Raw genomic sequence first — 21758 nt, 5'->3', positions numbered from 1 at the left:
GCGACGGTCGTGGGTGGGGGCGCTTTCTCGGGGGCCACGCGGGTGATGGTGTCCACGGGTGTGGGAGGGGCGGGGTGCCCCCGGCTCCGCGCTCGGCCGGGGGCACCCCGCCACCCGCTGCTGCGGGACTGCTGCGGGCAGCCCGGTCGGACTAGTGGGCCGCCGACTCCCAGTCCGGTCCCGCGCCCACCGAGACACCCAGGGGGACGCGGAGCTGGACGGCGTTCGCCATCTCGCGGCGGACGAGTTCCTCGGCGGCCGGGCGCTCCCCGGGGGCGACCTCCAGCACGATTTCGTCGTGGACCTGGAGCAGCATGCGGGAGGTCAGCCCGGCCTCCTTCAGCGCGCTGTCCACCTTGAGCATGGCGATCTTGACGATGTCGGCCGCCGTGCCCTGGATGGGCGCGTTGAGGGCCATCCGCTCGGCGGCCTCGCGGCGCTGCCGGTTGTCGCTGTTGAGGTCGGGCAGGTAGCGGCGGCGTCCGAAGAGCGTCGCCGTGTAACCCGTGGCCCGGGCCTCGTCGACCGCACGGCGCAGATAGTCCCGTACGCCGCCGAACCGCTCGAAGTAGGCGTCCATCAGGGCGCGGGCCTCCGCCGCCTCGATGTTCAGCTGCTGGGAGAGGCCGAAGGCGGACAGTCCGTAGGCCAGGCCGTACGACATGGCCTTGATCTTGCGGCGCATCTCGGCGTCCACCGCGGACGGCTCGACCGCGAAGACCTGGGAGGCGGCCGTGGTGTGCAGGTCCTCGCCGGAGGTGAAGGCCTCGATCAGGCCCTCGTCCTCGGAGAGGTGCGCCATCACGCGCAGCTCGATCTGGCTGTAGTCGGCCGTCATGAGGGACTCGAAGCCCTCGCCCACGACGAAGCCGCGGCGGATCGCCCGGCCCTCGTCGGTGCGTACCGGGATGTTCTGGAGGTTCGGGTCGGTCGAGGACAGCCGACCGGTGGCGGCGACGGTCTGGTTGAACGTGGTGTGGATACGACCGTCCGCGGCGATCGTCTTGATCAGGCCCTCGACGGTGACGCGGAGCTTGGCCTGCTCGCGGTGGCGGAGCATGATCACCGGAAGCTCGTTGTCCGTCTGGCCGGCGAGCCAGGCGAGCGCGTCGGCGTCCGTGGTGTAGCCGGTCTTGGTCCGCTTGGTCTTGGGCAGGGCCAGCTCGCCGAAGAGGACCTCCTGGAGCTGCTTGGGCGAGCCCAGGTTGAACTCGTGCCCGGCCGCGGCGTGGGCTTCCTTCACCGCCTGCTGGACGGCGCCGGCGAACATCTGCTCCATGGCCTCCAGGTGGGGCCGGTCGGCCGCGATGCCATGCCTCTCCATGCGGGCGAGCAGCGCGGACGTGGGCAGCTCCATGTCGCGCAGCAGGTCGGCGGCGCCCACCTCCTCCAGGCGGCTCTCGAAGGCCTCGCCCAGGTCGAGGACGGTGCGGGCCTGGATCATCAGGGCCTCGGCCTCGGCGGCGTCGTCCGCGCCGAAGGCGAGCTGGCCGTCGGCCGCGGCGGCGGGGGCCAGCTCGCGGTGCAGGTACTCCAGGGAGAGCGCGTCCAGGTCGAAGGAGCGTCGGCCCGGCTTGACCAGGTAGGCGGCGAGAGCGGTGTCCATGGTGACGCCCTCGACGCTCCAGCCGTGCTCGGCGAAGACGCGCATGGCGCCCTTGGCGTTGTGCAGGATCTTGGGCCGGGCGGCGTCGGCGAGCCAGGCCGCGAACGCCGTCTCGTCGGCTTCGTCCAGCTGGGAGGGGTCGAACCAGGCGGCCGGTCCACCGGGGGCGGCGAGGGCGACCTCGGCGACCGAGCCGGTGCCGAGCGCCCAGGTGTCGACCGTGGCGACCCCCAGGGGCTGGGTGCCGTGCTCGGTGAGCCAGGCGGTCAGCTCGCCGGTGCCGAGCACCGTGCCGTCCAGCTGCACGCCCTCCGCGCTGATCGGCGTCGTCTCGGCTTCCTCGGCGCCCGGGTCGACGGCGAAGAGCCGCTCGCGCAGGGAGGGGTTGCGGATCTCCAGGGTGTCCAGGACCGTCGCGACGGCCTTGCGGTCGTAAGCGGCCCGCTCCAGGTCGGCGACTCCCTTGGGCAGCTCCACCTGGCGCTCCAGCTCGGTGAGCCGGCGGTTGAGCTTGACCGCCTCCAGGTGGTCGCGGAGATTCTGGCCGGCCTTGCCCTTGACCTCCTCCACCCGCTCGACGAGCTCCGCGAAGGAGCCGAACTGGTTGATCCACTTCGCGGCCGTCTTCTCCCCGACGCCGGGGATGCCGGGCAGGTTGTCGGAGGGGTCGCCGCGCAGGGCCGCGAAGTCGGGGTACTGGGCGGGCGTCAGCCCGTACTTCTCGAACACCTTCTCCGGGGTGAAGCGGGTCAGCTCGGAGACGCCCTTGGTCGGATACAGCACCGTGGTGTGCTCGCTGACCAGCTGGAACGAGTCCCGGTCGCCGGTGACGATCAGCACCTCGAAGCCCTCGGCCTCGGCCTGGGTGGCGAGGGTGGCGATGACGTCGTCCGCCTCGAAGCCGTCGACCGCGAAACGGGCCGCGCCCATCGCGTCGAGGAGCTCGCAGATCAGCTCGACCTGGCCCTTGAACTCGTCCGGGGTCTTGGAGCGGTTCGCCTTGTACTCCGTGAACTCCTGCGACCGCCAGGTCTTGCGGGAGACGTCGAAGGCGACCGCGAAGTGCGTGGGCGCCTCGTCGCGCAGCGTGTTGGCCAGCATCGACGCGAAGCCGTAGATCGCGTTCGTCGGCTGGCCCGTCGCGGTGGTGAAGTTCTCCGCGGGCAGCGCGAAGAACGCGCGGTAGGCCAGCGAGTGCCCGTCCATGAGCATCAGTCGCGGACGGCTGCCGCCGGAGGTCGTGTCGGTCGTCTTCGATGCTGTCTCTGCCACGTACCCGATCCTGCCACGCCCCACTGACACTCCACTCCGCCCCCGGGGCCGCCCCTGGGTGAGCCGGGCCGGGGCGGGTGGTGGGACCCACGCGCGTCCGCACCCGCCCCGCCCACGATGTCACCGCCCCGTGCGAGGATCGGACACAGACCTCACTGCGCAGTCGAAGGGGAGCGTGCGATGGCGTCGAAGCCGCCCAAGAGTGATCCGGTTCAGGATGCGCCCCAGGTCGCAGAGCCGCAGCACGCCGCAGCGGGGATCCCCGCGATCGGGCACACGCTGCGTATCGCGAGGCAGCAGATGGGTGTGAAGCGCACCGCGCTGACGCTGCTGAGCGTGAACCAGAAGAACGGCTTCGACTGCCCGGGCTGCGCCTGGCCCGAGGCGGAACACCGGCACAAGGCCGAGTTCTGCGAGAACGGCGCGAAGGCTGTCGCCGAGGAAGCCACCCTGCGCCGGGTCACACCCGAGTTCTTCGCCGCGCACCCGGTCGCCGAACTGGCCGGGCGCAGCGGCTACTGGCTGGGACAGCAGGGGCGCCTCACCCACCCCATGTACCTGCCGGACGGGGGCACCCACTACGAGCCGGTCACGTGGGAGCGCGCCTTCGACATCGTCGCCGAGGAGATCACCGCCCTCGGCTCCCCGGACGAGGCCGTCTTCTACACCTCCGGCCGCACCAGCAACGAGGCCGCGTTCCTCTACCAGCTCTTCGCCCGCGAGCTGGGTACGAACAACCTGCCCGACTGCTCGAACATGTGCCACGAGTCGTCCGGCTCCGCCCTGTCGGAGACGATCGGCATCGGCAAGGGCAGCGTCCTGCTGGAAGACCTGTACAAGGCCGATCTGATCATCGTCGCCGGCCAGAACCCGGGCACGAACCACCCGCGCATGCTCTCCGCCCTGGAGAAGGCCAAGGCGGCCGGCGCGAACATCATCAGCGTCAACCCGCTGCCCGAAGCGGGCATGGAGCGTTTCAAGAACCCGCAGACCCCGCGGGGCATGCTCAAGGGCGTCGCCCTGACCGACCTGTTCCTGCAGATCCGCATCGGCGGCGACCAAGCCCTCTTCCGGCTCCTCAACAAGCTGATCCTCGAGACGGAGGGCGCGGTCGACGAGGCGTTCGTGCGGGAACACACCCACGGTTACGAGGAGTTCGCCGAGGCCGCCCGGGCCGCCGACTGGGACGAGACGCTGAGGGCGACCGGCCTGTCCCAGGAGGACATCGAGAAGGCCCTCCGCATGGTCCTCGCCTCCCGGCGCACCATCGTCTGCTGGGCGATGGGCCTCACCCAGCACAAGCACTCCGTGCCCACGATCAGGGAAGTGGTCAACTTCCTGCTCCTGCGCGGCAACATCGGCCGCCCGGGCGCGGGCGTGTGCCCGGTGCGCGGCCACTCGAACGTGCAGGGCGACCGCACGATGGGCATCGTCGAACGCCCCGCCCCAGCGTTCCTGGACGCCCTGGAGAAGGAGTTCGGCTTCGCCCCACCGCGCGAGCACGGTTACGACGTCGTACGGGCCATCCGCGCCCTGCGCGACGGCGAGGCCAAGGTCTTCTTCGCCATGGGCGGCAACTTCGTCTCCGCGTCCCCCGACACGGAGGTCACCGAGGCGGCCATGCGCCGCGCCCGGCTGACCGTGCACGTGTCGACGAAGCTGAACCGCTCGCACGTGGTCACGGGCGCGCGTGCCCTGATCCTCCCCACCCTCGGCCGGACCGAGCGCGATGTGCGGGGCGGCGGCGAGCAGTTCGTGACGGTCGAGGACTCGATGGGCATGGTGCACGCCTCCCGGGGCCGGCTGGAGCCCGCGAGCCGGCACCTGCTGTCCGAGCCGGCCATCGTCTGCCGCCTCGCCCGCCGCGTGCTGGGCGAGGACAGCGCCACGCCCTGGGAGGAGTTCGAGAAGGACTACGCGACGGTCCGGGACCGGATCGCCCGCGTGATCCCCGGCTTCGAGGACTTCAACGCGCGAGCGGCCCGCCCAGGCGGCTTCGCGCTCCCCCACGCCCCGCGCGACGAGCGCCGCTTCCCGACGGCCACCGGCAAGGCCAACTTCACCGCCGCGCCCGTGGAGTACCCGGAGCTGCCCGAGGGCCGCCTGCTGCTGCAGACGCTGCGCTCGCACGACCAGTACAACACCACGATCTACGGCCTCGACGACCGTTACCGGGGCATCCGGAACGGCCGCCGGGTGGTGCTGGTCAACCCCGAGGACGCGCGGGCCCTGAAGCTGGCGGACGGCGGTTACGTCGACCTGGTCAGCGAGTGGAAGGACGGCGTGGAGCGCAGGGCGCCCGGCTTCCGGGTCGTGCACTACCCGACGGCCCGGGGCTGTGCCGCCGCGTACTACCCGGAGACCAACGTGCTGGTGCCGCTGGACGCCACCGCGGACACCAGTAACACCCCGGCCAGCAAGTCCGTCGTGGTGCGTCTGGAACAATCGACAACCGACTGAGCGTTTGCTCAGCCAGTGACGCAGCCGAGCGACGAGGACGAACGGAGCAGGGCCCCATGGGTGAGCAGCAGCATGTGAAGTTCCCGCAAGAGGTCATCGACGAGTACGCAGCGCTCGGCGTGGACCTCCTGGCCCTGTTCTCCGCGGGCCACCTCGGCACCCGGATGGGCGTCCAGATCGTCGAGGCCTCGGCGGACCGGGTTGTCGGGACGATGCCGGTCGAGGGCAACACCCAGCCCTACGGACTGCTGCACGGCGGGGCCTCCGCGGTGCTGGCCGAGACGCTCGGCTCGGTCGGGTCGATGCTGCACGGCGGCAGCTCCAAGATCGCCGTGGGCGTCGACCTGAACTGCACCCACCACCGCGGGGCGCGCTCCGGCCTCGTCACCGGTGTCGCCACACCCGTACACCGGGGCCGCTCGACCGCCACGTACGAGATCATCATCACGGACGAGAACGACAAGAGGGTGTGCACCGCGAGGCTGACCTGTCTGCTGCGTGACGTGCAGCCGGGCGACGAGGAACTCATCCGCTCCGCGAGCTGACCGACGTAGGGAAAACCCTGGAGAGGCGGTCGTGCTCTTGTAGCGGCCGCCTCCAGGCGCTTCACTGACGCTCCCCCCACAGGAGAAGACCCGTCCCACCCCTAGAAGGGTTTCTCTTGACCACCGTACGTGCCATCGCCGTCACCGCCGCGGCCGGCGCCGCCGTGCTCGCCACCGCGCTGCCGTCCTCCGCCATCAACTCCTACAACGCCACGCCCGCCCCCGAACGCACCGAGGTCGGCGCGCTCGTGGCCACCTGGGACGACGACGGCGACCCCGCGACCCCCGACCGGGTCGACTGGGTCTGCTCCGGCACCATGATCGACCGGGACACGTTCCTGACCGCCGCGCACTGCACCACCGACTGGCCGGACAACGTGCGGTTCCACGTGTCCCTCGACCAGGACGTGCAGGCCGGGCTCGACGCGGCGGCGAGGAAACACCCCGGCGACCCGGCCGCGCAGGCAGCCGCCGTCGCCGTCCCGGGCACCGCCCACTCACACCCGGACTATCCGGGGCCCGCCTCCGACACCCACGACATCTCGGTGGTCGAACTGTCCGCCGCCGCGGTCAAGGCCCGCTGGAGCTTCACCCCGGCCACCCTGCCCACCGCGAACCAGCTCGGCAGACTCGGCTCGCAGGGCCTGAACGCCGCCGACTGGACCGTCGCCGGATACGGCACCCAGGAGGCCGTCACAGGCACCGGCGGCCAGACCCACCCCGGCGGCGGCGTCCGCATGAAGGCACCCGTCACCTTCAACGCCCTCAACGACTCCTGGCTCCGCCTCGCGATGACCGCGCCGCAGGGCAACGGCGGTGCCTGCTACGGCGACTCGGGCGGCCCCAACTTCGCGATGATCGGCGGCAAACGCATCCTCGCCGCCACCACCATCACCGGCGACACCCCCTGCTACGCCACCAACGTGACCTACCGCCTGGACACCCCGGGCGCCCGCGCGTTCCTGTCGCCCTTCACGCAGCTGCCGTAGCCCCGCGACGGCCGCACCACACCACCGACCGCCCCGCCGCATCGGTCCCCACCCCGAAGCGGCGGGGCATCGTCGTGCCCCCTCACCCGAGCCGAAATCTCCTTTCCCCATCGTTCGGAACTCCCCCTGGCCGCCCACACTTCTTTTCCAGGCGTAACGCTCCGTAACGCGCCCGCAATACACCATCACCGTTTCGTCTTCGGCCGCGCCCACTCCCCGGACCCTTCCGATCCCGCCCCCGTCACCCGCGCCATGGCGACCGCACGATCTCGGCCACGGCCAACCGGAAGTGCGCGTTCTCAGAATGCGGACCTCGGACAAAAGCCAACAAACCCGCCGAGACGGGCCGTAGCCGAGACCGGGCATCCACGACGTCATAACAAGAAAGTCACAAGCCAGCCCACGCCGCTGACCCTGCCCTGACCCCGGGCTTAGAGTCACGGCCAGTCACCGCTCCATCGGGAGTTCGGTACCAGCGCGGCACTCACCCCCCGACCAGGGCGGGGCCTGCCTGTGAAAGGACTGATTGTGCGACAGCGTTCCTTGGTGATTCTTACCTCCGTTCTCACGACCGGAGCTCTGACTCTCACCGCCTGCGGCTCCCGAGACGACAGCGGTGACAAGGGCGGAGACAGCGGGAACAGCACCACGCTGACCATCGGCGTGGACGCCCCCCTGTCCGGTGAGAACTCCACCACCGGCCTCGGCATCCAGTACGGCGCGCAGATCGCCGTCGACGACGCCAACAAGAACAACTGGGTCCCCGGCGTCAAGTTCAAGCTCACGGCCCTGGACGACAAGGCGCAGCCCGCCACCGGCCAGTCCAACGCCACCAACATCGTCGGCGACAAGACCGCCGTCGGCGCCGTCGGCCCGCTGAACTCCGGCGTCGCCCAGACGATGCAGCAGGTCTTCGCCTCGGCCAACATGGTCCAGATCTCCCCGGCGAACACCAACCCGGAGCTGACGCAGGGCAAGAACTGGCAGACGGACAAGAAGCGTCCGTTCAAGACGTACTTCCGCACCGCCACCACCGACGAACTGCAGGGCAGCTTCGCCGCCGGCTACGCGTACAACGGCCTCAAGAAGAAGAAGGCCTTCGTCGTCGACGACAAGCAGACCTACGGCGCCGGCCTCGCGAAGATCTTCGCCGAGCAGTACAAGAAGCTCGGCGGCAAGGTCGTCGGCACCGACCACGTCAACACCGGCGACAAGGACTTCGGCTCCCTCGTCACCAAGATCAAGAACTCCGGTGCCGACCTGCTCTACTACGGCGGCCAGTACGACGAGTCCGCGCTGATCACCAAGCAGCTCAAGGACGCCGGCGTCAAGATCCCGCTGTTCGGCGGCGACGGCATGTTCGCCTCCACCTACATCGAGGCCGCCGGCAAGTCCTCCGAAGGTGACCTCGCCACCGCGATCGGTGTCCCCGCCGACACCCTGCCCGCGGCCAAGCAGTTCATCCAGACCTACAAGTCCAAGGGCTACAAGGGCGACTACGGCGCCTACGGCGCCTACGCCTACGACGCCACCACCGCCATCATCAAGGCCGTCAAGGCCGCGGCCGACGCCAACGGCGGCAAGGTGCCCACCGACATCAACGACCTGCGCTCCAAGGTCGTCGACGGAGTCCAGAAGTCCGACTTCGAAGGCCTCACCGGCAAGATCTCCTTCGACCAGTACGGCGACACCACCAACAAGCAGCTGACGGTGTACCAGGTCGAGAAGGGCGCCTGGAAGGACGTCGAGACCGGCACCGCCGACCTGCAGTAGTCCCGGCCCCCCATAGAGCCGCACCGGGCCGCGCGGGAGGACGACCCCGACCGCGCGGCCCGTTTTCACACCCCCACACAGCACGCGACCACGCACGCATCCAGTGCACACGACCACCAGCGACATGGAGGCCATGCGGTGAACACCCTGCCGCAGCAGCTGGCCAACGGGCTGCTTCTCGGCTCGATGTACGGGCTGATCGCCATCGGCTACACGATGGTGTACGGCATCGTCCAGCTCATCAACTTCGCGCACGGCGAGATCTTCATGACCGGGGCCTTCGGCGCCCTCACGGTCTACTTCTACATCCTGCCCGACGGCACCTCGATGGCCCTCGCCGTACCGCTCATGCTCCTCGGCGGCGCCCTCGTGGCCATCCTCATAGCCGTCGGAGCGGAACGATTCGCCTACCGGCCACTGCGCGGAGCACCACGCCTGGCACCGCTCATCACCGCCATCGGTCTCTCCCTGGCCCTCCAGGAAGTCGTCCGCAACTTCTACCCCGGCGCCGACCGTGCCCGCGCCTTCCCCGGCCTCGACGCCACCCACGACATCGGCTCCATCACCATCAAGGACGCCGACATCTTCCTCATCCTCGCCGCCGTCATCTGCATGGCCGCCCTCGCCCTCTTCGTGCGCCGCAGCCGCACCGGCCGCGCCATGCAGGCCACCGCGCAGGACCCCGACACCGCGCAGCTCATGGGCATCGACACCAACCGCATCATCGTCATCGCCTTCGCCATCGGCGGCTTCTTCGCCGCCGTCGCCGCCGTCGCCTACGGACTCAAGTACGGCAACGTCGACTACCGCATGGGCTTCCTCATGGGCCTCAAGGCCTTCACCGCGGCCGTCCTCGGCGGCATCGGCAACATCTACGGAGCCATGCTCGGCGGCGTCGTCCTCGGCATCGCCGAGACCCTCGCCTCCGCCTACATCGACGAGATCCCCGGCATGCAGCAGCTCGGCGGCCAGAGCTGGGCGAACGTCTGGGCCTTCTGCCTCCTCATCCTCGTGCTGCTGTTCCGGCCCCAGGGCCTGCTCGGCGAGCGCGTCGCGGACAGGGCGTGATCACATGACCGAGACGACCAAGACCCCCGCACCGGACGCCGCCCCCACCCCGCCCGCACCGCGCGGACTCATCCCCCTGCCCGCCTCCGCAGCCCGCACCCTGGTACTCGCCGGCGGCATCGCCACCGCGGCCTCCGCCTACCTCGCCTGGACCTGGACCGCCAGCTTCCCCGGCGACCTCACCATCAACGGCTACCCCGGCGGCCTGCAGTGGCTCACCTTCACCGCCGGCATCCTCACCACCCTGTTCGCACTCGCGGCGTACGGCATCCGCGGCCTCGGCTGGCTCCTGCCCGCCCGCAACAACGCACCCCTCGCCCTGAGCGCACTCGGCGGATTCACCGTCACCTGGTTCACCGTCATCGCCATCAGCGTCGAACTCGGCGGCATCGTCAACCTCGAACCGGGCGGCTGGATCGCGGCCATCGCCTCCCTCCTGCCCGTCATCGGCGCCTTCGCCCTCCCCCAGGAGCGCACCGGCACCGACGGCACCAAGGAAGCCCTCAAGGCCTACATCGCCAAGCCCGACCGCATCCCCGCCGCCCAGGCCACCGCGCCCTGGCTCCAGCGGGCCGTGATCACCGTGGTCACCATCATCGGCCTCGGCGTCTTCACCTACGGCATCGACACCGAGTACGGCGAACTCTTCATCGGCTACCTCTTCGTCGTCATCTTCGCCATGTGGGCCCTGCACACCGCCGGCCTCCTCGACCGCTTCTCCGCGCTCGTCGCCGCCAACCGCAGCTTCACCCTCGCCATGGGCTTCGCCGCGGCCATCGCCTTCCCCTTCACCCAGACCGACGACCACTACGCCAACATCGGCGTCAACATCCTGATCTTCGGAACCGTCGCCCTCGGCCTCAACATCGTCGTCGGCCTCGCCGGACTCCTCGACCTCGGATACGTCGCCTTCCTCGGTGTCGGCGCCTACACCGCGGCCCTCGTCTCCGGCTCCGAGTTCTCCACCATCTCCGGCGTCCACCTGCCGTTCTGGGCCTCCGCCCTGGCCGGCGCCGCCGCCTCCCTGGTCTTCGGCGTCCTCATCGGCGCCCCGACCCTGCGGCTGCGCGGCGACTACCTCGCCATCGTCACCCTCGGCTTCGGCGAGATCTTCCGCATCGCCGTCAACAACATGGACGGCCAGTCCGGACCCGACGTCACCAACGGCCCGAACGGCATCCCCTCCATCCCCGACCTGAAGCTCTTCGGATTCAACTTCGGAGAAGCCCACGACATCGGCGGATTCACCCTCGGCCGCTTCGCCAACTACTACCTCCTGATGGTCCTCATCATGGCCATCGTGGTCCTGGTCTACACGCGGGCCGCGGACTCCCGCATCGGCCGCTCCTGGATCGCCATCCGCGAGGACGAGACCGCCGCCACCGCCATGGGCATCAACGGCTTCCGCGTCAAGCTCGTCGCCTTCGCCCTCGGCGCCGCCCTCGCCGGCCTCGCCGGCACCGTCAGCGCCCACGTCACCTACAGCGTCGTCCCCACGCCCTACCAGTTCGCCGGCTCCACCCCGCCCAACTCCGCGTTCCTCCTGGCCGCGGTCGTCCTCGGCGGCATGGGCACCGTCGCCGGACCGCTCCTCGGCGCGGCCCTGCTCTACCTGCTCCCCGAGAAGCTCGTCTTCCTCCAGGAGAAGTCACTCCTCGCCTTCGGCATCGCGCTCATCCTGCTGATGCGCTTCCGCCCCGAAGGCATCATCGCCAACCGCCGGCGCCAGCTCGAATTCCACGAGACCGGCCAACTCGACGTACCGAAACAGACCACGCTGACCGACGAACCGGCCGTCACCAAGGCGGGGGCGTAACCATCATGACGACACCTGTACTCGAAGCCCGCGACGTCACGATGCGCTTCGGCGGCCTCACCGCCGTACGCTCCGTCGACTTCACGGTCAACGCCGGCGAGATCGTCGGCCTCATCGGCCCCAACGGCGCCGGCAAGACCACCTTCTTCAACTGCCTCACCGGCCTGTACGTCCCCACCGAGGGCACCGTCTCCTACAAGGGCACCGTGCTCCCGCCCAAGCCCCACCTGGTCACCCAGGCCGGCATCGCCCGCACCTTCCAGAACATCCGCCTGTTCGCCAACATGACGGTCCTGGAAAACGTCCTCGTCGGCCGCCACACGCGGACGAAGGAAGGCCTCTGGTCCGCCCTCCTGCGCGGCCCCGGCTTCAAGAAAGCCGAACGCGACAGCGAAGAACGCGCCATGGAACTCCTCGAGTTCATCGGCCTCGCCCACAAGCGCGACCACCTCGCCCGCAACCTGCCCTACGGCGAACAGCGCAAGCTGGAGATCGCGCGAGCACTGGCCAGCGAACCCGGCCTGCTGCTGCTCGACGAGCCCACCGCCGGCATGAACCCCCAGGAGACCCGGGCCACCGAGGAACTGGTCTTCGCCATCCGCGACAAGGGCATCGCCGTCCTCCTCATCGAGCACGACATGCGCTTCGTCTTCAACCTCAGCGACCGCGTCGCCGTGCTCGTCCAGGGCGAAAAGCTCGTCGAAGGAACCCCCGACATCGTCCAGGCCGACGAACGCGTCGTCGCCGCCTACCTCGGCGAACCCTTCGAAGGCGACCCCGGCGAAGCCGAAGCCGCCGAGGTCGAGGCCGCCGAAGCCGCCGCCGACGCGACCAGCACCACCAGCAGCACCAAGGGAGAAGCCAAGTGACCGCACTCCTCGAGGTCGAAGACCTCCGGGTCTCCTACGGCAAGATCGAAGCCGTCAAAGGCATCTCCTTCAGCGTCGAAGCCGGCCAGGTCATCACTCTCATCGGCACCAACGGCGCCGGCAAGACGACCACCCTGCGCACACTCTCCGGCCTGCTCAAGCCGACAGCCGGGAAGATCCTCTTCGACGGCAAACCGCTGAACGGCGTCCCCGCCCACAAGATCGTCGCCCTCGGCCTCGCCCACTCCCCCGAAGGCCGGCACATCTTCCCCCGCCTCACCATCGCGGAGAACCTCCAGCTCGGAGCGTTCCTCCGCAAGGACAAGGAAGGCATCGAAAAGGACATCCAGCGCGCCTACGACCTCTTCCCCATCCTCGGCGAACGTCGCAAGCAGGCAGCGGGAACCCTGTCGGGCGGCGAGCAGCAGATGCTCGCCATGGGCCGCGCCCTCATGTCCCAGCCCAAGCTGCTCATGCTCGACGAGCCCTCCATGGGACTCTCCCCGATCATGATGCAGAAGATCATGGCGACGATCTCCGAGCTCAAGTCACGGGGCACGACCATCCTGCTCGTCGAGCAGAACGCCCAGGCCGCGCTGTCCCTCGCCGACCACGGCCACGTCATGGAGGTCGGCAACATCGTCCTCTCCGGCACCGGGCAGGACCTGCTCCACGACGAGTCGGTGCGGAAGGCGTACCTCGGCGAGGACTGAGCCCTCCACCCGCACCGGTACACCAAGAGGCCCGCCCCCACCGGGGGCGGGCCTCTTGCCTGCTGCCACTCAGCCCTTGTCGGCCTTCTTCTCCTCGGCGTCCTGAATGACGGCCTCCGCGACCTGCTGCATCGACATACGGCGGTCCATCGACGTCTTCTGAATCCACCGGAAAGCCGCCGGCTCGGTCAGCCCGTACTCCGTCTGCAGGATCGACTTCGCCCGGTCCACCAGCTTCCGCGTCTCCAGCCGGAGCGTGAGGTCCGCGACCTCCTTCTCCAGCTCCTTCAGCTCCGTGAACCGCGACACGGCCATCTCGATCGCCGGCACGACATCGGTCTTGCTGAACGGCTTCACCAGATACGCCATGGCACCGGCGTCCCGCGCCCGCTCCACCAGGTCACGCTGCGAGAACGCGGTCAGCATCAGCACCGGCGCGATGCTCTCCTCGGCGATCTTCTCGGCCGCGGAGATGCCGTCCAGCTTCGGCATCTTCACATCGAGGATCACCAGGTCGGGCCGGTGCTCACGGGCCAGCTCCACGGCCTGCTCACCGTCACCGGCCTCACCGACGACGGTGTACCCCTCCTCCTCCAGCATCTCTTTGAGATCGAGCCGGATCAGGGCCTCGTCCTCGGCGATGACGACCCGCGTCGTCATCGGAGGCACGTGCGACTTGTCGTCATCAGGCACGTCAACGGGCTGGGGCGACTCGGGGGCGCTCACGTGGGCTCCTTGGTAGGGGCAGGCCGGTACTGCTCCCAAGAGCGTACCTAGCTGCGGTATGGTGGTCAGGCAGTGGGTCGAGGTCAACCTTGGATTCACCGGGCCCCGGTAGCCCAATTGGCAGCAGGCAATGGATTCAAAACCCATACAGTGTCGGTTCGAGTCCGACCCGGGGCACTTTTTCCTTACTTTCCAAGGTCACGACCCCCGAAGCGGATGTCCACGTTCTCGTGAACATCCGCTTTTTGCTGCGTGTCACTGTGATCACAGCTTCACAGTGGCCGCATGTATGACCTCAGCACACGCAAGCGAGCGCTCGCACTGGTGGCCCAGGGACGCAGCCTGAACTCGGTCAGCCGCGAGACAGGCATCTCACGGGCCGCGATCCGCTCCTGGCATGACCGCCTCGAGCCGCGGCCCCGTATGGCGCCTCCAGACCCCGGACCGCCCGCCGACGAGCGCGCGTACGCCTACCTACTGGGTCTCTACCTCGGCGATGGCTGCATCAGCAGCAGCCCTCGTGGCACCGGCTATTACCTGAGAGTCGCGTGCGCAAACTCATGGCCCGGTCTGATCGAAGCATGCGAGATCGCCATGCGTAGCATTAACCCGACTGGGCGCTCCTCGCGCACTCAGGCCCAGGGATACGTCTCAGTGGTCAGCTACAGCAGGCACTGGCCGCACCTCTTTCCCCAGCACGGTTCCGGTAAGAAACACGAACGCCGTATCGTCCTCGAACCCTGGCAGCAGGCCATCGTCGACGCCCACCACCCCTGGGAGTTCATCCGAGGGCTCGTCCACTCGGACGGCTGCCGGATCACCAACTGGACGACCCGTGTGGTCGCCGGCGAGCGCAAGCGCTACGAGTATCCCCGGTACTTCTTCACCAACGTCTCCGAGGACATCCGGCGGCTGTACACCGACACGCTCGACAAGCTCGGTGTCGAGTGGACGCACTGCACCCGCGGCGGCAACCCGTTCAACATCTCCGTGGCCCGCAAGGCCTCCGTGGCTCTCATGGACGCCCACGTCGGGCCCAAGTACTGACGGCCTACCTCGGGCCGTCGTCCTCGCCGATGTGGTGGACCCGGACCATGTTCGTCGAGCCCGAGACGCCGGGCGGGGAGCCCGCCGTGATGACGACCGTGTCGCCCCGGCGGCAGCGGCCGTAGCGGAGCAGTAGTTCGTCGACCTGGGACACCATGGCGTCCGTGGAGTCCACGCAGGGGCCGAGGAAGGTCTCCACGCCCCAGGTGAGGCTGAGCTGGGAGCGGGTGGCCTGGTCGGGGGTGAAGGCGAGGAGGGGGATCGGGGAGCGGTAGCGGGAGAGGCGGCGGGCGGTGTCGCCGGACTGGGTGAAGGCGACGAGGAAGCGGGCGCCGAGGAAGTCGCCGATTTCGGCGGCGGCTCGGGCGACTGCGCCGGCTTGGGTGCGGGGTTTGTTGTGTTCGGTGAGTGGGGGGAGGCCCTTGGCGAGGATGTCTTCCTCCGAGGCCTCGATGATGCGGGCCATGGTGCGGACGGTGTCGGTCGGGTGGTTGCCGACGCTGGTTTCGCCGGAGAGCATGACCGCGTCGGTGCCGTCGATGACGGCGTTGGCGACGTCGGAGGCTTCGGCTCGGGTGGGGCGGGCGTTGTCGATCATCGAGTCGAGCATCTGGGTGGCGACGATGACTGGTTTGGCGTTGCGTTTGGCCAGTTTGATCGCGCGCTTTTGGACGATGGGGACTTGTTCGAGGGGCATTTCGACGCCGAGGTCTCCGCGGGCGACCATGATGCCGTCGAAGGCGGCGACGATGTCGTCGATGTTCTCGACGGCCTGTGGTTTTTCGATTTTGGCGATGACGGGGAGGCGGCGTCCTTCTTCGTCCATGATGCGGTGGACGTCCTGGATGTCGCGGCCGGTGCGGACGAAGGAGAGGGCGATGACGTCGAAGCCGGTGCGCAGGGCCCAACGGAGGTCGTCTTCGTCTTTCTTGGAGAGGGCGGGGACGGAGACGGCGACGCCGGGGAGGTTGAGGCCTTTGTGGTCGGAGATGACGCCGCCCTCGACGACCGTGGTGTGGACGCGGGGGCCGTCGGTCTCGGTGACTTCGAGGCAGACCTTGCCGTCGTCGACGAGGATGCGTTCGCCGGTGGTGACGTCGTCGGCGAGGCCGGCGTAGGTGGTGCCGCAGGTGTTGCGGTCGCCTTCGATGCCTTCTTCCACGGTGATGGTGAAGGTGTCGCCGCGTTCAAGGAGTACGGGGCCTTCGGTGAAGCGGCCGAGCCGGATTTTCGGGCCTTGAAGGTCGGCGAGGACGCCGACGCTGCGGCCGGTTTCGTCGGCGGCCTTGCGGACCCGGTGGTATCGCTCCTCGTGTTCGGCGTGGCCGCCGTGGCTGAGGTTGAATCGGGCGACGTCCATTCCGGCGTCGACCAGGTCTTTGATCTGGTCGTAGGTGTCGGTGGCGGGGCCCAGTGTGCAGACGATTTTGGCTCGGCGCATAGGGGTGAGCCTATGAGTTACCGGCGGGTAGAGAATTGGCCGCGCGTGACTACGCAACAGACTTTGCGTGAAGCGTTGTCGACAAGTGTTGAATTGTGCGGCCGGGTGCTCTGATGAGCATTCGATCGAGGAATTCGTTCGCGTTTTCGCTCTCCCGTCACAGCCGCGGCGGCACCATCGTGAAGCGGGCGTTGATCTGGGCGTGGACGTGCTGGCGTTGGGGTTCGAGGTCGAGGGGGGCCGCGGGGGCGTTCTCGGCGGCGCCCGCGTAGGCCGCGGAGCGCATGCGGCCGCCGGGGGCCTGGGGGTAGGCCGGCGGGGCGTTCTCGGCGCCGAGGTCGGCGAGTTCGACGAGGGCGGCGAGGCTGGTGCCGAGTGCCTCGGCGTATTCGCGGGCGCGCTGGACGGCTTCTCCCACGGCTTTCTTGCGGGCTTCGCGGTGGGCCGGTGAGTCGGGGCGCAGGGCCCACCAGGGGCCGTCGATGCGGGTGAGTTCGAGGTCGGCGAGGCGGGTGGTGAGTTCGCCGAGGGCGGTGAAGTCGGTGAGTTCGGCGGTGATGTGGACGCTGCCCTGGTAGGTGCGGACGCGTTCGCCCCGGCCGTGCTTGACGAGTTCGGGGGTGATGGAGAGGGCGCCGGTCTCCAGGCGTTCGACGGCGTCGCCGTAGGACTTGACGAGGTCGAGGACGGAGGCGTTGCGGCGGGTGAGGTCGTCGAGGGCGGAGCGGCGGTCGCGGCCGCGGGCGGCGACGGTGATGCCGATGCGGGCGATCTCGGGGTCGACTTCGAGGAGGGCCTCGCCGCGGACGGCGATGCGCGGGGCGTCGGGTGTGCCGTAGGGGACGGCGGGCTGGGCGGCATCTCCGGTGGGGGCGCTCATACGCCCCACAATGTCATGTCTTGGCTGGCCGCAGGCGTGGAAAGGGCGGCTCCGAGTCATCCAATCGCAACCTGTCGGGGCTGTTGCTGTCGGTCATGTTCGGGTCAGAATCTACGCGCGTTATCTACGCGCGTCGTTCACAGATTCCGCGAGGAGAGTCAGCCATGCCGTTGAACCGCCGGAAGTTCCTGGAGAAGTCCGCCGTGACCGGGGCGGGGGTGGCGCTGGCCGGAGCGGTCTCGACGCCGGGTGCTCACGCGGCCGAGGCGAGCGGCGCTGCCGGTCGGGGCGTGAAGCGGTACGCGTTCACCGTGATGGGGACGACGGATCTGCACGGCAACGTCTTCAACTGGGACTACTTCACGGACAAGGAGTTCGACGACAAGGACCACAACGACGTCGGTCTCGCGAAGGTCTCGACGCTGGTGAACCGGGTCCGCGAGGAGAAGGGCCGCCGCAACACGCTGCTGATCGACGCGGGCGACACCATCCAGGGCACGCAGTTGTCGTACTACTACGCCAAGGTGGACCCGATCACCGCCGAGGGCGGCCCGGTGCACCCGATGGCGCAGGCGATGAACGCCATGGACTACGACGCGGCGGCGCTCGGCAACCACGAGTTCAACTACGGCATTCCGGTGCTGCGGAAGTTCGAGCAGCAGTGCCGTTTCCCGCTGCTGGGCGCGAACGCGCTGGACGCGAAGACGCTGCGGCCGGCGTTCGCGCCGTACAGCATGCACCGGCTGCGCACGCCGTTCGGGCGGGACGTGAAGGTGGCGGTGCTGGGTCTGACCAACCCGGGGATCGCGATCTGGGACAAGGCGAACGTGCAGGGGAAGATGACGTTCCCGGGTCTGGAGGAGCAGGCGGCGAAGTGGGTGCCGAGGCTGCGGTCGATGGGTGCGGACGTGGTGATCGTCTCGGCGCACAGCGGTTCGTCGGGGACGTCGTCCTACGGTGACCAGTTGCCGTACATCGAGAACGCGGCCGGGCTGGTGGCCGAGCAGGTGCCGGGTATCGACGCGATCCTGGTCGGGCACGCGCACACGGAGATCCCCGAGTACTTCGTGACCAACAAGAAGACCGGCAAGCGGGTCGTGCTGTCGGAGCCGCTGAAGTGGGGGCAGCGGCTGACGCTGTTCGACTTCGAGCTGGTCTGGGTGAAGGGCTGCTGGAAGGTCGAGAAGGTGGGCGCGAAGGTCCTCAACTCCAACACGGTGGAGGAGGACCCGAGGATCACGAAGCTGCTCTCGGACGAGCACGAGAAGGTCGTGGCGTACGTCAACCAGGTCATCGGCACCAACGCGGCGGAGATGACGTCGGCCGAGGCGCCGTACAAGGACGTGCCGATCATCGACCTGATCAACCACATCCAGGCGGACACGGTGAAGCAGGCTTTGGCGGGGACGGAGTACGCCGCGCTGCCGGTGCTGTCGCAGGCGGCGTGCTTCTCGCGGTCGGCGAGGATTCCGGCGGGTGAGGTGACGATCCGGGACGTGGCGGGTCTGTACGTCTTCGAGAACACGCTGGAGGCCCGGCTGATGACGGGTGCGCAGATGAAGGCGTACCTGGAGTTCTCGGCGAACTACTTCGTGCGGACGGCGCCGGGCGCCGCGGTGGATCCGGCGAAGCTGACGAACGCGAACGGCACGCCGGACTACAACTATGACGTGGTGAGCGGTCTGTCGTACGAGATCGACATCGCGAAGCCGGCCGGTTCGCGGGTGACGAACGTGCGGTTCGAGGGGCAGCCGCTCGCGGACGACGCGAGGTTCGTGTTCGCGGTGAACAATTACCGGGCCAATGGTGGCGGGAACTTCCCGCATGTCGCCGCGGCTCAGTTGCTGTGGTCGAACTCGGACGAGATCCGCAACACCATGATCGCCTGGGTGAAGGCGAAGGGGTCGATCGATCCGGCCGAGTTCGCGGCGGTGGACTGGAAGCTCACGCGGGACGGTGTGCCCGTCTTCTGAGCACCGGGGTTCGTCACCTTCGGTCGACGAGCGGGGTCAGGGCCGGTGCCTCGCGGGGCGGCGGTACCTGCTGCCGCCGGCTGAGGCCGAAGGTGGTGAAGGCGGTACGCCGGGGCAGCGCGTATGCCTCCCTTCCGGTGAGGGAGTTGAGGATGATCGCGCTGCGCCAGGCGGTGAGGCCGAGGTCGGCGGCGCCGACGCCGTGGGTGTGGGTCTCGGCGTTCTGGACGTAGACCGTGCCGGTGACGGACGGGTCGAGGACGAGGCGGTGGTCCTCGTCGACGCGGGGACGTTCGCGGTTGTCGCGGCGCATGTAGGGGTCGAGGCCGGCGAGGAGGCGGTCGAGGGGGCGCTCGCGGTAGCCGGTGGCCAGGACGACGGCGTCGGTGGTGAGGCGGGTGCGGCTGTCCTGCGGTTCGTGTTCCAGGTGGAGTTCCACTTTGGTGGTGGCGATGCGGCCGGCGGTGCGGACGCGGACGCCGGGGGTGAGGACGGCGTCGGGCCAGCCGCCGTGCAGGGTGCGGCGGTAGAGCTCGTCGTGGATGGCGGCGATGGTGGCGGTGTCGATGCCCTTGTGCAGTTGCCACTGGCCGGCGACGAGGCGGTCGCGGGTGGGCTCGGGCAGGGCGTGGAAGTAGCGGGTGTGGTCGGGGGTGAAGTGCTCCAGGCCGAGCTTGGAGTACTCCATGGGTGCGAAGGCCTCGGTGCGGCCCAGCCAGTGGATTTTTTCGCGCCCGGCGGGTCTGTTGCGCAGCAGGTCGAGGAAGATCTCGGCGCCGGACTGTCCGATGCCCACGACGGTGATGTGCTCGGCGGTGAGGAGGGCGGCGCGGTGTTCGAGGTAGTCGGCGGCGTGTACGACGGGCACGCCGGGGGCTTGGACGAGGGGTGTGAGGGGGTCCGGGACGTAGGGTTCGGTGCCGACGCCGAGGACGACGTTCCGTGTGTAGGTGCGGCCGAGGGCTTCGGCTTCTCCGTCTTTGTCGAGCTGGGTGAAGTCGACCTCGAAGACGTCGCGTTCGGGGTTCCAGCGGACTGCGTCGACCTGGTGGCCGAAGTGGAGTCCGGGGAGGTTCTCGCAGACCCAGTGGCAGTAGGCGTCGTATTCGGCGCGCTGGGTGTGGAAGCGTTCGGCGAAGTAGAAGGGGAAGAGCCGCTCGCGGGACCTGAGCCAGTTGAGGAAGCTCCAGGGGCTGGTGGGGTCGGCGAGGGTCACGAGGTCGGCGAGGAAGGGGACCTGGATGGTGGCGCCTTCGATGAGCAGGCCGGAGTGCCATCCGAAGGCGGGGCGTTGCTCGTAGAAGGCGGTGTCGAGTTCGCCGAGTGGGTGGGCGAGTGCGGCGAGGGAGAGGTTGGCGGGGCCGATACCGATGCCGACGAGGTCGCGGGGGGCGTCGGGCTCGTGGTGTGGGTGGGGGGTCGGGGCGTGGTTCATCGGGGGGTGTGTCCTTCCGCGGGTGTCGCTTGCCGGGCTGTGACGAGGTGCAGCAGGGCGGCGAGGTCGTCGGGCCCGGTGGCGGGGTTGAGGAGGGTGGCCTTGAGCCAGAGCCGGCCGTCGAGACGGGCGCGGCCGAGGACGGCTCGGCCGTCGGTGAGGAGCGCACGGCGTACGGCGGCCACGGTCGCGTCGGTGGCGTCGGCGGGCCGGAAGAGGACTGTGCTGATGGCGGGGCGGGAGTGGAGTTCGAAGCCGGGGTGCTGGTGGACGAGTTCGGCGAACTGGCGGGCGTGGGAGCACACCTGGTCGACGAGCGCGCCGAGGCCGGTGCGGCCGAGCGTCTTGAGGGTGACGGCGATTTTGAGGACGTCGGGGCGGCGGGTGGTGCGCAGGGATCGTCCGAGCAGGTCGGGCAGGCCTGCTTCGGTGTCGTCGGTGGCGTTCAGGTAGTCGGCGTGGTGGTGCAGGGCGGTGAGGTCCTGGGAGTTTCTGACGGCGAGGAGGCCTGCGGCGACTGGTTGCCAGCCGAGTTTGTGCAGGTCGAGGGTGACGGTGTCGGCGGTGTCGAGCCCGGTGAGCCGGGGGCGGTGCCGGTCGCTGAAGAGGAGGGCTCCGCCGTAGGCGGCGTCGATGTGCAGGCGGGCGCCGTGGGCTGTGCAGTGGGCGGCGATCTGGGGCAGTGGGTCGATGAGCCCGGCGTCGGTGGTGCCGGCGGTGGCGGCGACGAGCAGCGGGCCGGGTGTGCGGGTGAGTGTCTCGTCGAGGGTGACGGGGTCGAGGGTGCCGGTCGGGGTGGGTACGACGACGGGCTGGGGCAGTCCGAGCAGCCAGGCGGCTCGTCTCAGTGAGTGGTGGGCGTTCGCTCCGCACACGAGTCGCACAGTGCCGCCGTGGGTCTCCCGGGCGAGGAGGAGGGCGAGTTGGTTGGCCTCGGTGCCGCCGGTGGTGATGAGGGAGTCGGCTGTTTCGCTGTGCGGGTAGATGTCCTTGGCCAGTGCCGCCGTCACCAGGGTTTCCAGCTCCGACGCCCCTGGCCCTTGGTCCCAGGAGTCGAGGGACGGGTTGAGGGCGGAGGCCGCGAGGTCGGCGGCTGTGGCGAGGGCGAGGGGTGGGCCGTGGAGGTGGGCGGCGCACAGGGGGTG

Annotated in this window: 16 protein-coding genes and 1 tRNA gene; 11 read left to right on the top strand and 6 right to left on the bottom strand. The window is 69.2% G+C overall.

Translation table 11 applies throughout. The features are described 5' to 3' along the window. Positions 1-151: 151 nt before the first annotated feature. The gene (polA, locus tag IE97_RS0128490) at positions 152-2878 is read right to left on the bottom strand and encodes a DNA polymerase I (protein WP_030246582.1); all 2727 of its coding nucleotides are present in this window, start codon (positions 2876-2878) and stop codon (positions 152-154) included. Positions 2879-3058: 180 nt separating this feature from the next. On the opposite strand from polA, the gene IE97_RS0128485 reads away from it, so the two are divergent. The 8 genes from IE97_RS0128485 to IE97_RS0128450 all read left to right on the top strand — a co-directional run bounded on the left by IE97_RS0128485 (position 3059) and on the right by IE97_RS0128450 (position 13111). After that, entirely contained in the window at positions 3059-5338 is a 2280-nt protein-coding gene (locus tag IE97_RS0128485) for an FdhF/YdeP family oxidoreductase (RefSeq protein ID WP_030246580.1), read from the top strand. 56 nt (positions 5339-5394) lie between these two features. Further along, on the top strand, positions 5395-5883 hold the full coding sequence (locus IE97_RS0128480; RefSeq protein ID WP_030246577.1) for a PaaI family thioesterase: 489 nt from the start codon (positions 5395-5397) through the stop codon (positions 5881-5883). Positions 5884-5999: 116 nt separating this feature from the next. Next, positions 6000-6872, top strand: a complete 873-nt coding sequence (locus IE97_RS0128475; protein ID WP_030246574.1) for a trypsin-like serine protease — start codon at positions 6000-6002, stop codon at positions 6870-6872. Positions 6873-7415: 543 nt separating this feature from the next. After that, entirely contained in the window at positions 7416-8645 is a 1230-nt protein-coding gene (locus tag IE97_RS0128470) for a branched-chain amino acid ABC transporter substrate-binding protein (protein WP_030246573.1), read from the top strand. A 138-nt stretch (positions 8646-8783) separates the two neighbouring features. Further along, on the top strand, positions 8784-9713 hold the full coding sequence (locus IE97_RS0128465) for a branched-chain amino acid ABC transporter permease (RefSeq protein ID WP_030246571.1): 930 nt from the start codon (positions 8784-8786) through the stop codon (positions 9711-9713). Between the two features lie 4 nt (positions 9714-9717). After that, positions 9718-11529, top strand: a complete 1812-nt coding sequence (locus IE97_RS0128460) for a branched-chain amino acid ABC transporter permease (RefSeq protein WP_030246567.1) — start codon at positions 9718-9720, stop codon at positions 11527-11529. 5 nt (positions 11530-11534) lie between these two features. After that, positions 11535-12398 carry an ABC transporter ATP-binding protein gene (locus IE97_RS0128455; RefSeq protein WP_030246559.1) on the top strand — a complete coding sequence of 288 codons (864 nt, stop codon included), beginning with the start codon at positions 11535-11537 and terminating at the stop codon, positions 12396-12398. Further along, positions 12395-13111, top strand: coding sequence for an ABC transporter ATP-binding protein (locus tag IE97_RS0128450; RefSeq protein ID WP_030246557.1), 717 nt, complete (start codon positions 12395-12397; stop codon positions 13109-13111). Before IE97_RS0128455 ends, IE97_RS0128450 begins: the two co-directional genes overlap by 4 nt. Before the next feature lie 69 nt (positions 13112-13180). Here the strand turns inward: IE97_RS0128450 and IE97_RS0128445 are convergent, their stop codons facing one another. Beyond that, a complete protein-coding gene (locus IE97_RS0128445; RefSeq protein ID WP_030246554.1) occupies positions 13181-13837 on the bottom strand; it encodes an ANTAR domain-containing response regulator in 657 nt (218 codons plus the stop codon). Between the two features lie 102 nt (positions 13838-13939). Between IE97_RS0128445 and IE97_RS0128440 the strand changes: the two genes are divergently transcribed. Both IE97_RS0128440 and IE97_RS0128435 read left to right on the top strand, forming a co-directional pair. Further along, positions 13940-14014, top strand: a tRNA-Leu gene (locus IE97_RS0128440). Positions 14015-14122: 108 nt separating this feature from the next. Next, entirely contained in the window at positions 14123-14884 is a 762-nt protein-coding gene (locus tag IE97_RS0128435) for a helix-turn-helix domain-containing protein (RefSeq protein WP_030246551.1), read from the top strand. A gap of 4 nt (positions 14885-14888) precedes the next feature. Here the strand turns inward: IE97_RS0128435 and pyk are convergent, their stop codons facing one another. Together pyk and IE97_RS0128425 are read right to left on the bottom strand one after the other, a co-directional pair. Next, complete coding sequence (pyk, locus tag IE97_RS0128430; RefSeq protein ID WP_030246550.1) at positions 14889-16325, bottom strand: pyruvate kinase; 1437 nt, start codon at positions 16323-16325, stop codon at positions 14889-14891. Between the two features lie 157 nt (positions 16326-16482). After that, complete coding sequence (locus tag IE97_RS0128425) at positions 16483-17205, bottom strand: SIMPL domain-containing protein (RefSeq protein WP_030246548.1); 723 nt, start codon at positions 17203-17205, stop codon at positions 16483-16485. Positions 17206-17369: 164 nt separating this feature from the next. On the opposite strand from IE97_RS0128425, the gene IE97_RS0128420 reads away from it, so the two are divergent. Next, positions 17370-19178, top strand: a complete 1809-nt coding sequence (locus IE97_RS0128420) for a bifunctional metallophosphatase/5'-nucleotidase (RefSeq protein ID WP_030246547.1) — start codon at positions 17370-17372, stop codon at positions 19176-19178. A 13-nt stretch (positions 19179-19191) separates the two neighbouring features. Here the strand turns inward: IE97_RS0128420 and IE97_RS0128415 are convergent, their stop codons facing one another. Next, on the bottom strand, positions 19192-20613 hold the full coding sequence (locus IE97_RS0128415; RefSeq protein ID WP_030246546.1) for a lysine N(6)-hydroxylase/L-ornithine N(5)-oxygenase family protein: 1422 nt from the start codon (positions 20611-20613) through the stop codon (positions 19192-19194). Then, positions 20610-21758 (bottom strand): pyridoxal phosphate-dependent decarboxylase family protein (locus tag IE97_RS0128410; RefSeq protein ID WP_037844942.1); only part of this gene is annotated, 1149 nt, incomplete at its 5' end. The genes IE97_RS0128410 and IE97_RS0128415, both read right to left, overlap by 4 nt.

Origin of the sequence: Streptomyces sp. NRRL S-455 (assembly GCF_000717875.1) — a bacterium.
Lineage (GTDB): Bacteria > Actinomycetota > Actinomycetes > Streptomycetales > Streptomycetaceae > Streptomyces.
The sequence above is the reverse complement of the archived record's forward strand: the minus strand, read 5'-3'. Positions and strand labels throughout refer to the sequence as shown.

What these genes read in the sequence shown, in the direction of transcription:
- IE97_RS0128485 (WP_030246580.1), top strand. Translation starts at nt 3,059, where the DNA reads ATGGCGTCGAAGCCGCCCAAGAGTGATCCGGTTCAGGATGCGCCCCAG.
- IE97_RS0128480 (WP_030246577.1), top strand. Translation starts at nt 5,395, where the DNA reads ATGGGTGAGCAGCAGCATGTGAAGTTCCCGCAAGAGGTCATCGACGAG.
- IE97_RS0128460 (WP_030246567.1), top strand. Translation starts at nt 9,718, where the DNA reads ATGACCGAGACGACCAAGACCCCCGCACCGGACGCCGCCCCCACCCCG.
- IE97_RS0128455 (WP_030246559.1), top strand. Translation starts at nt 11,535, where the DNA reads ATGACGACACCTGTACTCGAAGCCCGCGACGTCACGATGCGCTTCGGC.
- IE97_RS0128435 (WP_030246551.1), top strand. Translation starts at nt 14,123, where the DNA reads ATGTATGACCTCAGCACACGCAAGCGAGCGCTCGCACTGGTGGCCCAG.
- pyk (WP_030246550.1), bottom strand. Translation starts at nt 16,325, where the DNA reads ATGCGCCGAGCCAAAATCGTCTGCACACTGGGCCCCGCCACCGACACC.
- IE97_RS0128425 (WP_030246548.1), bottom strand. Translation starts at nt 17,205, where the DNA reads ATGAGCGCCCCCACCGGAGATGCCGCCCAGCCCGCCGTCCCCTACGGC.
- IE97_RS0128420 (WP_030246547.1), top strand. Translation starts at nt 17,370, where the DNA reads ATGCCGTTGAACCGCCGGAAGTTCCTGGAGAAGTCCGCCGTGACCGGG.
- IE97_RS0128415 (WP_030246546.1), bottom strand. Translation starts at nt 20,613, where the DNA reads ATGAACCACGCCCCGACCCCCCACCCACACCACGAGCCCGACGCCCCC.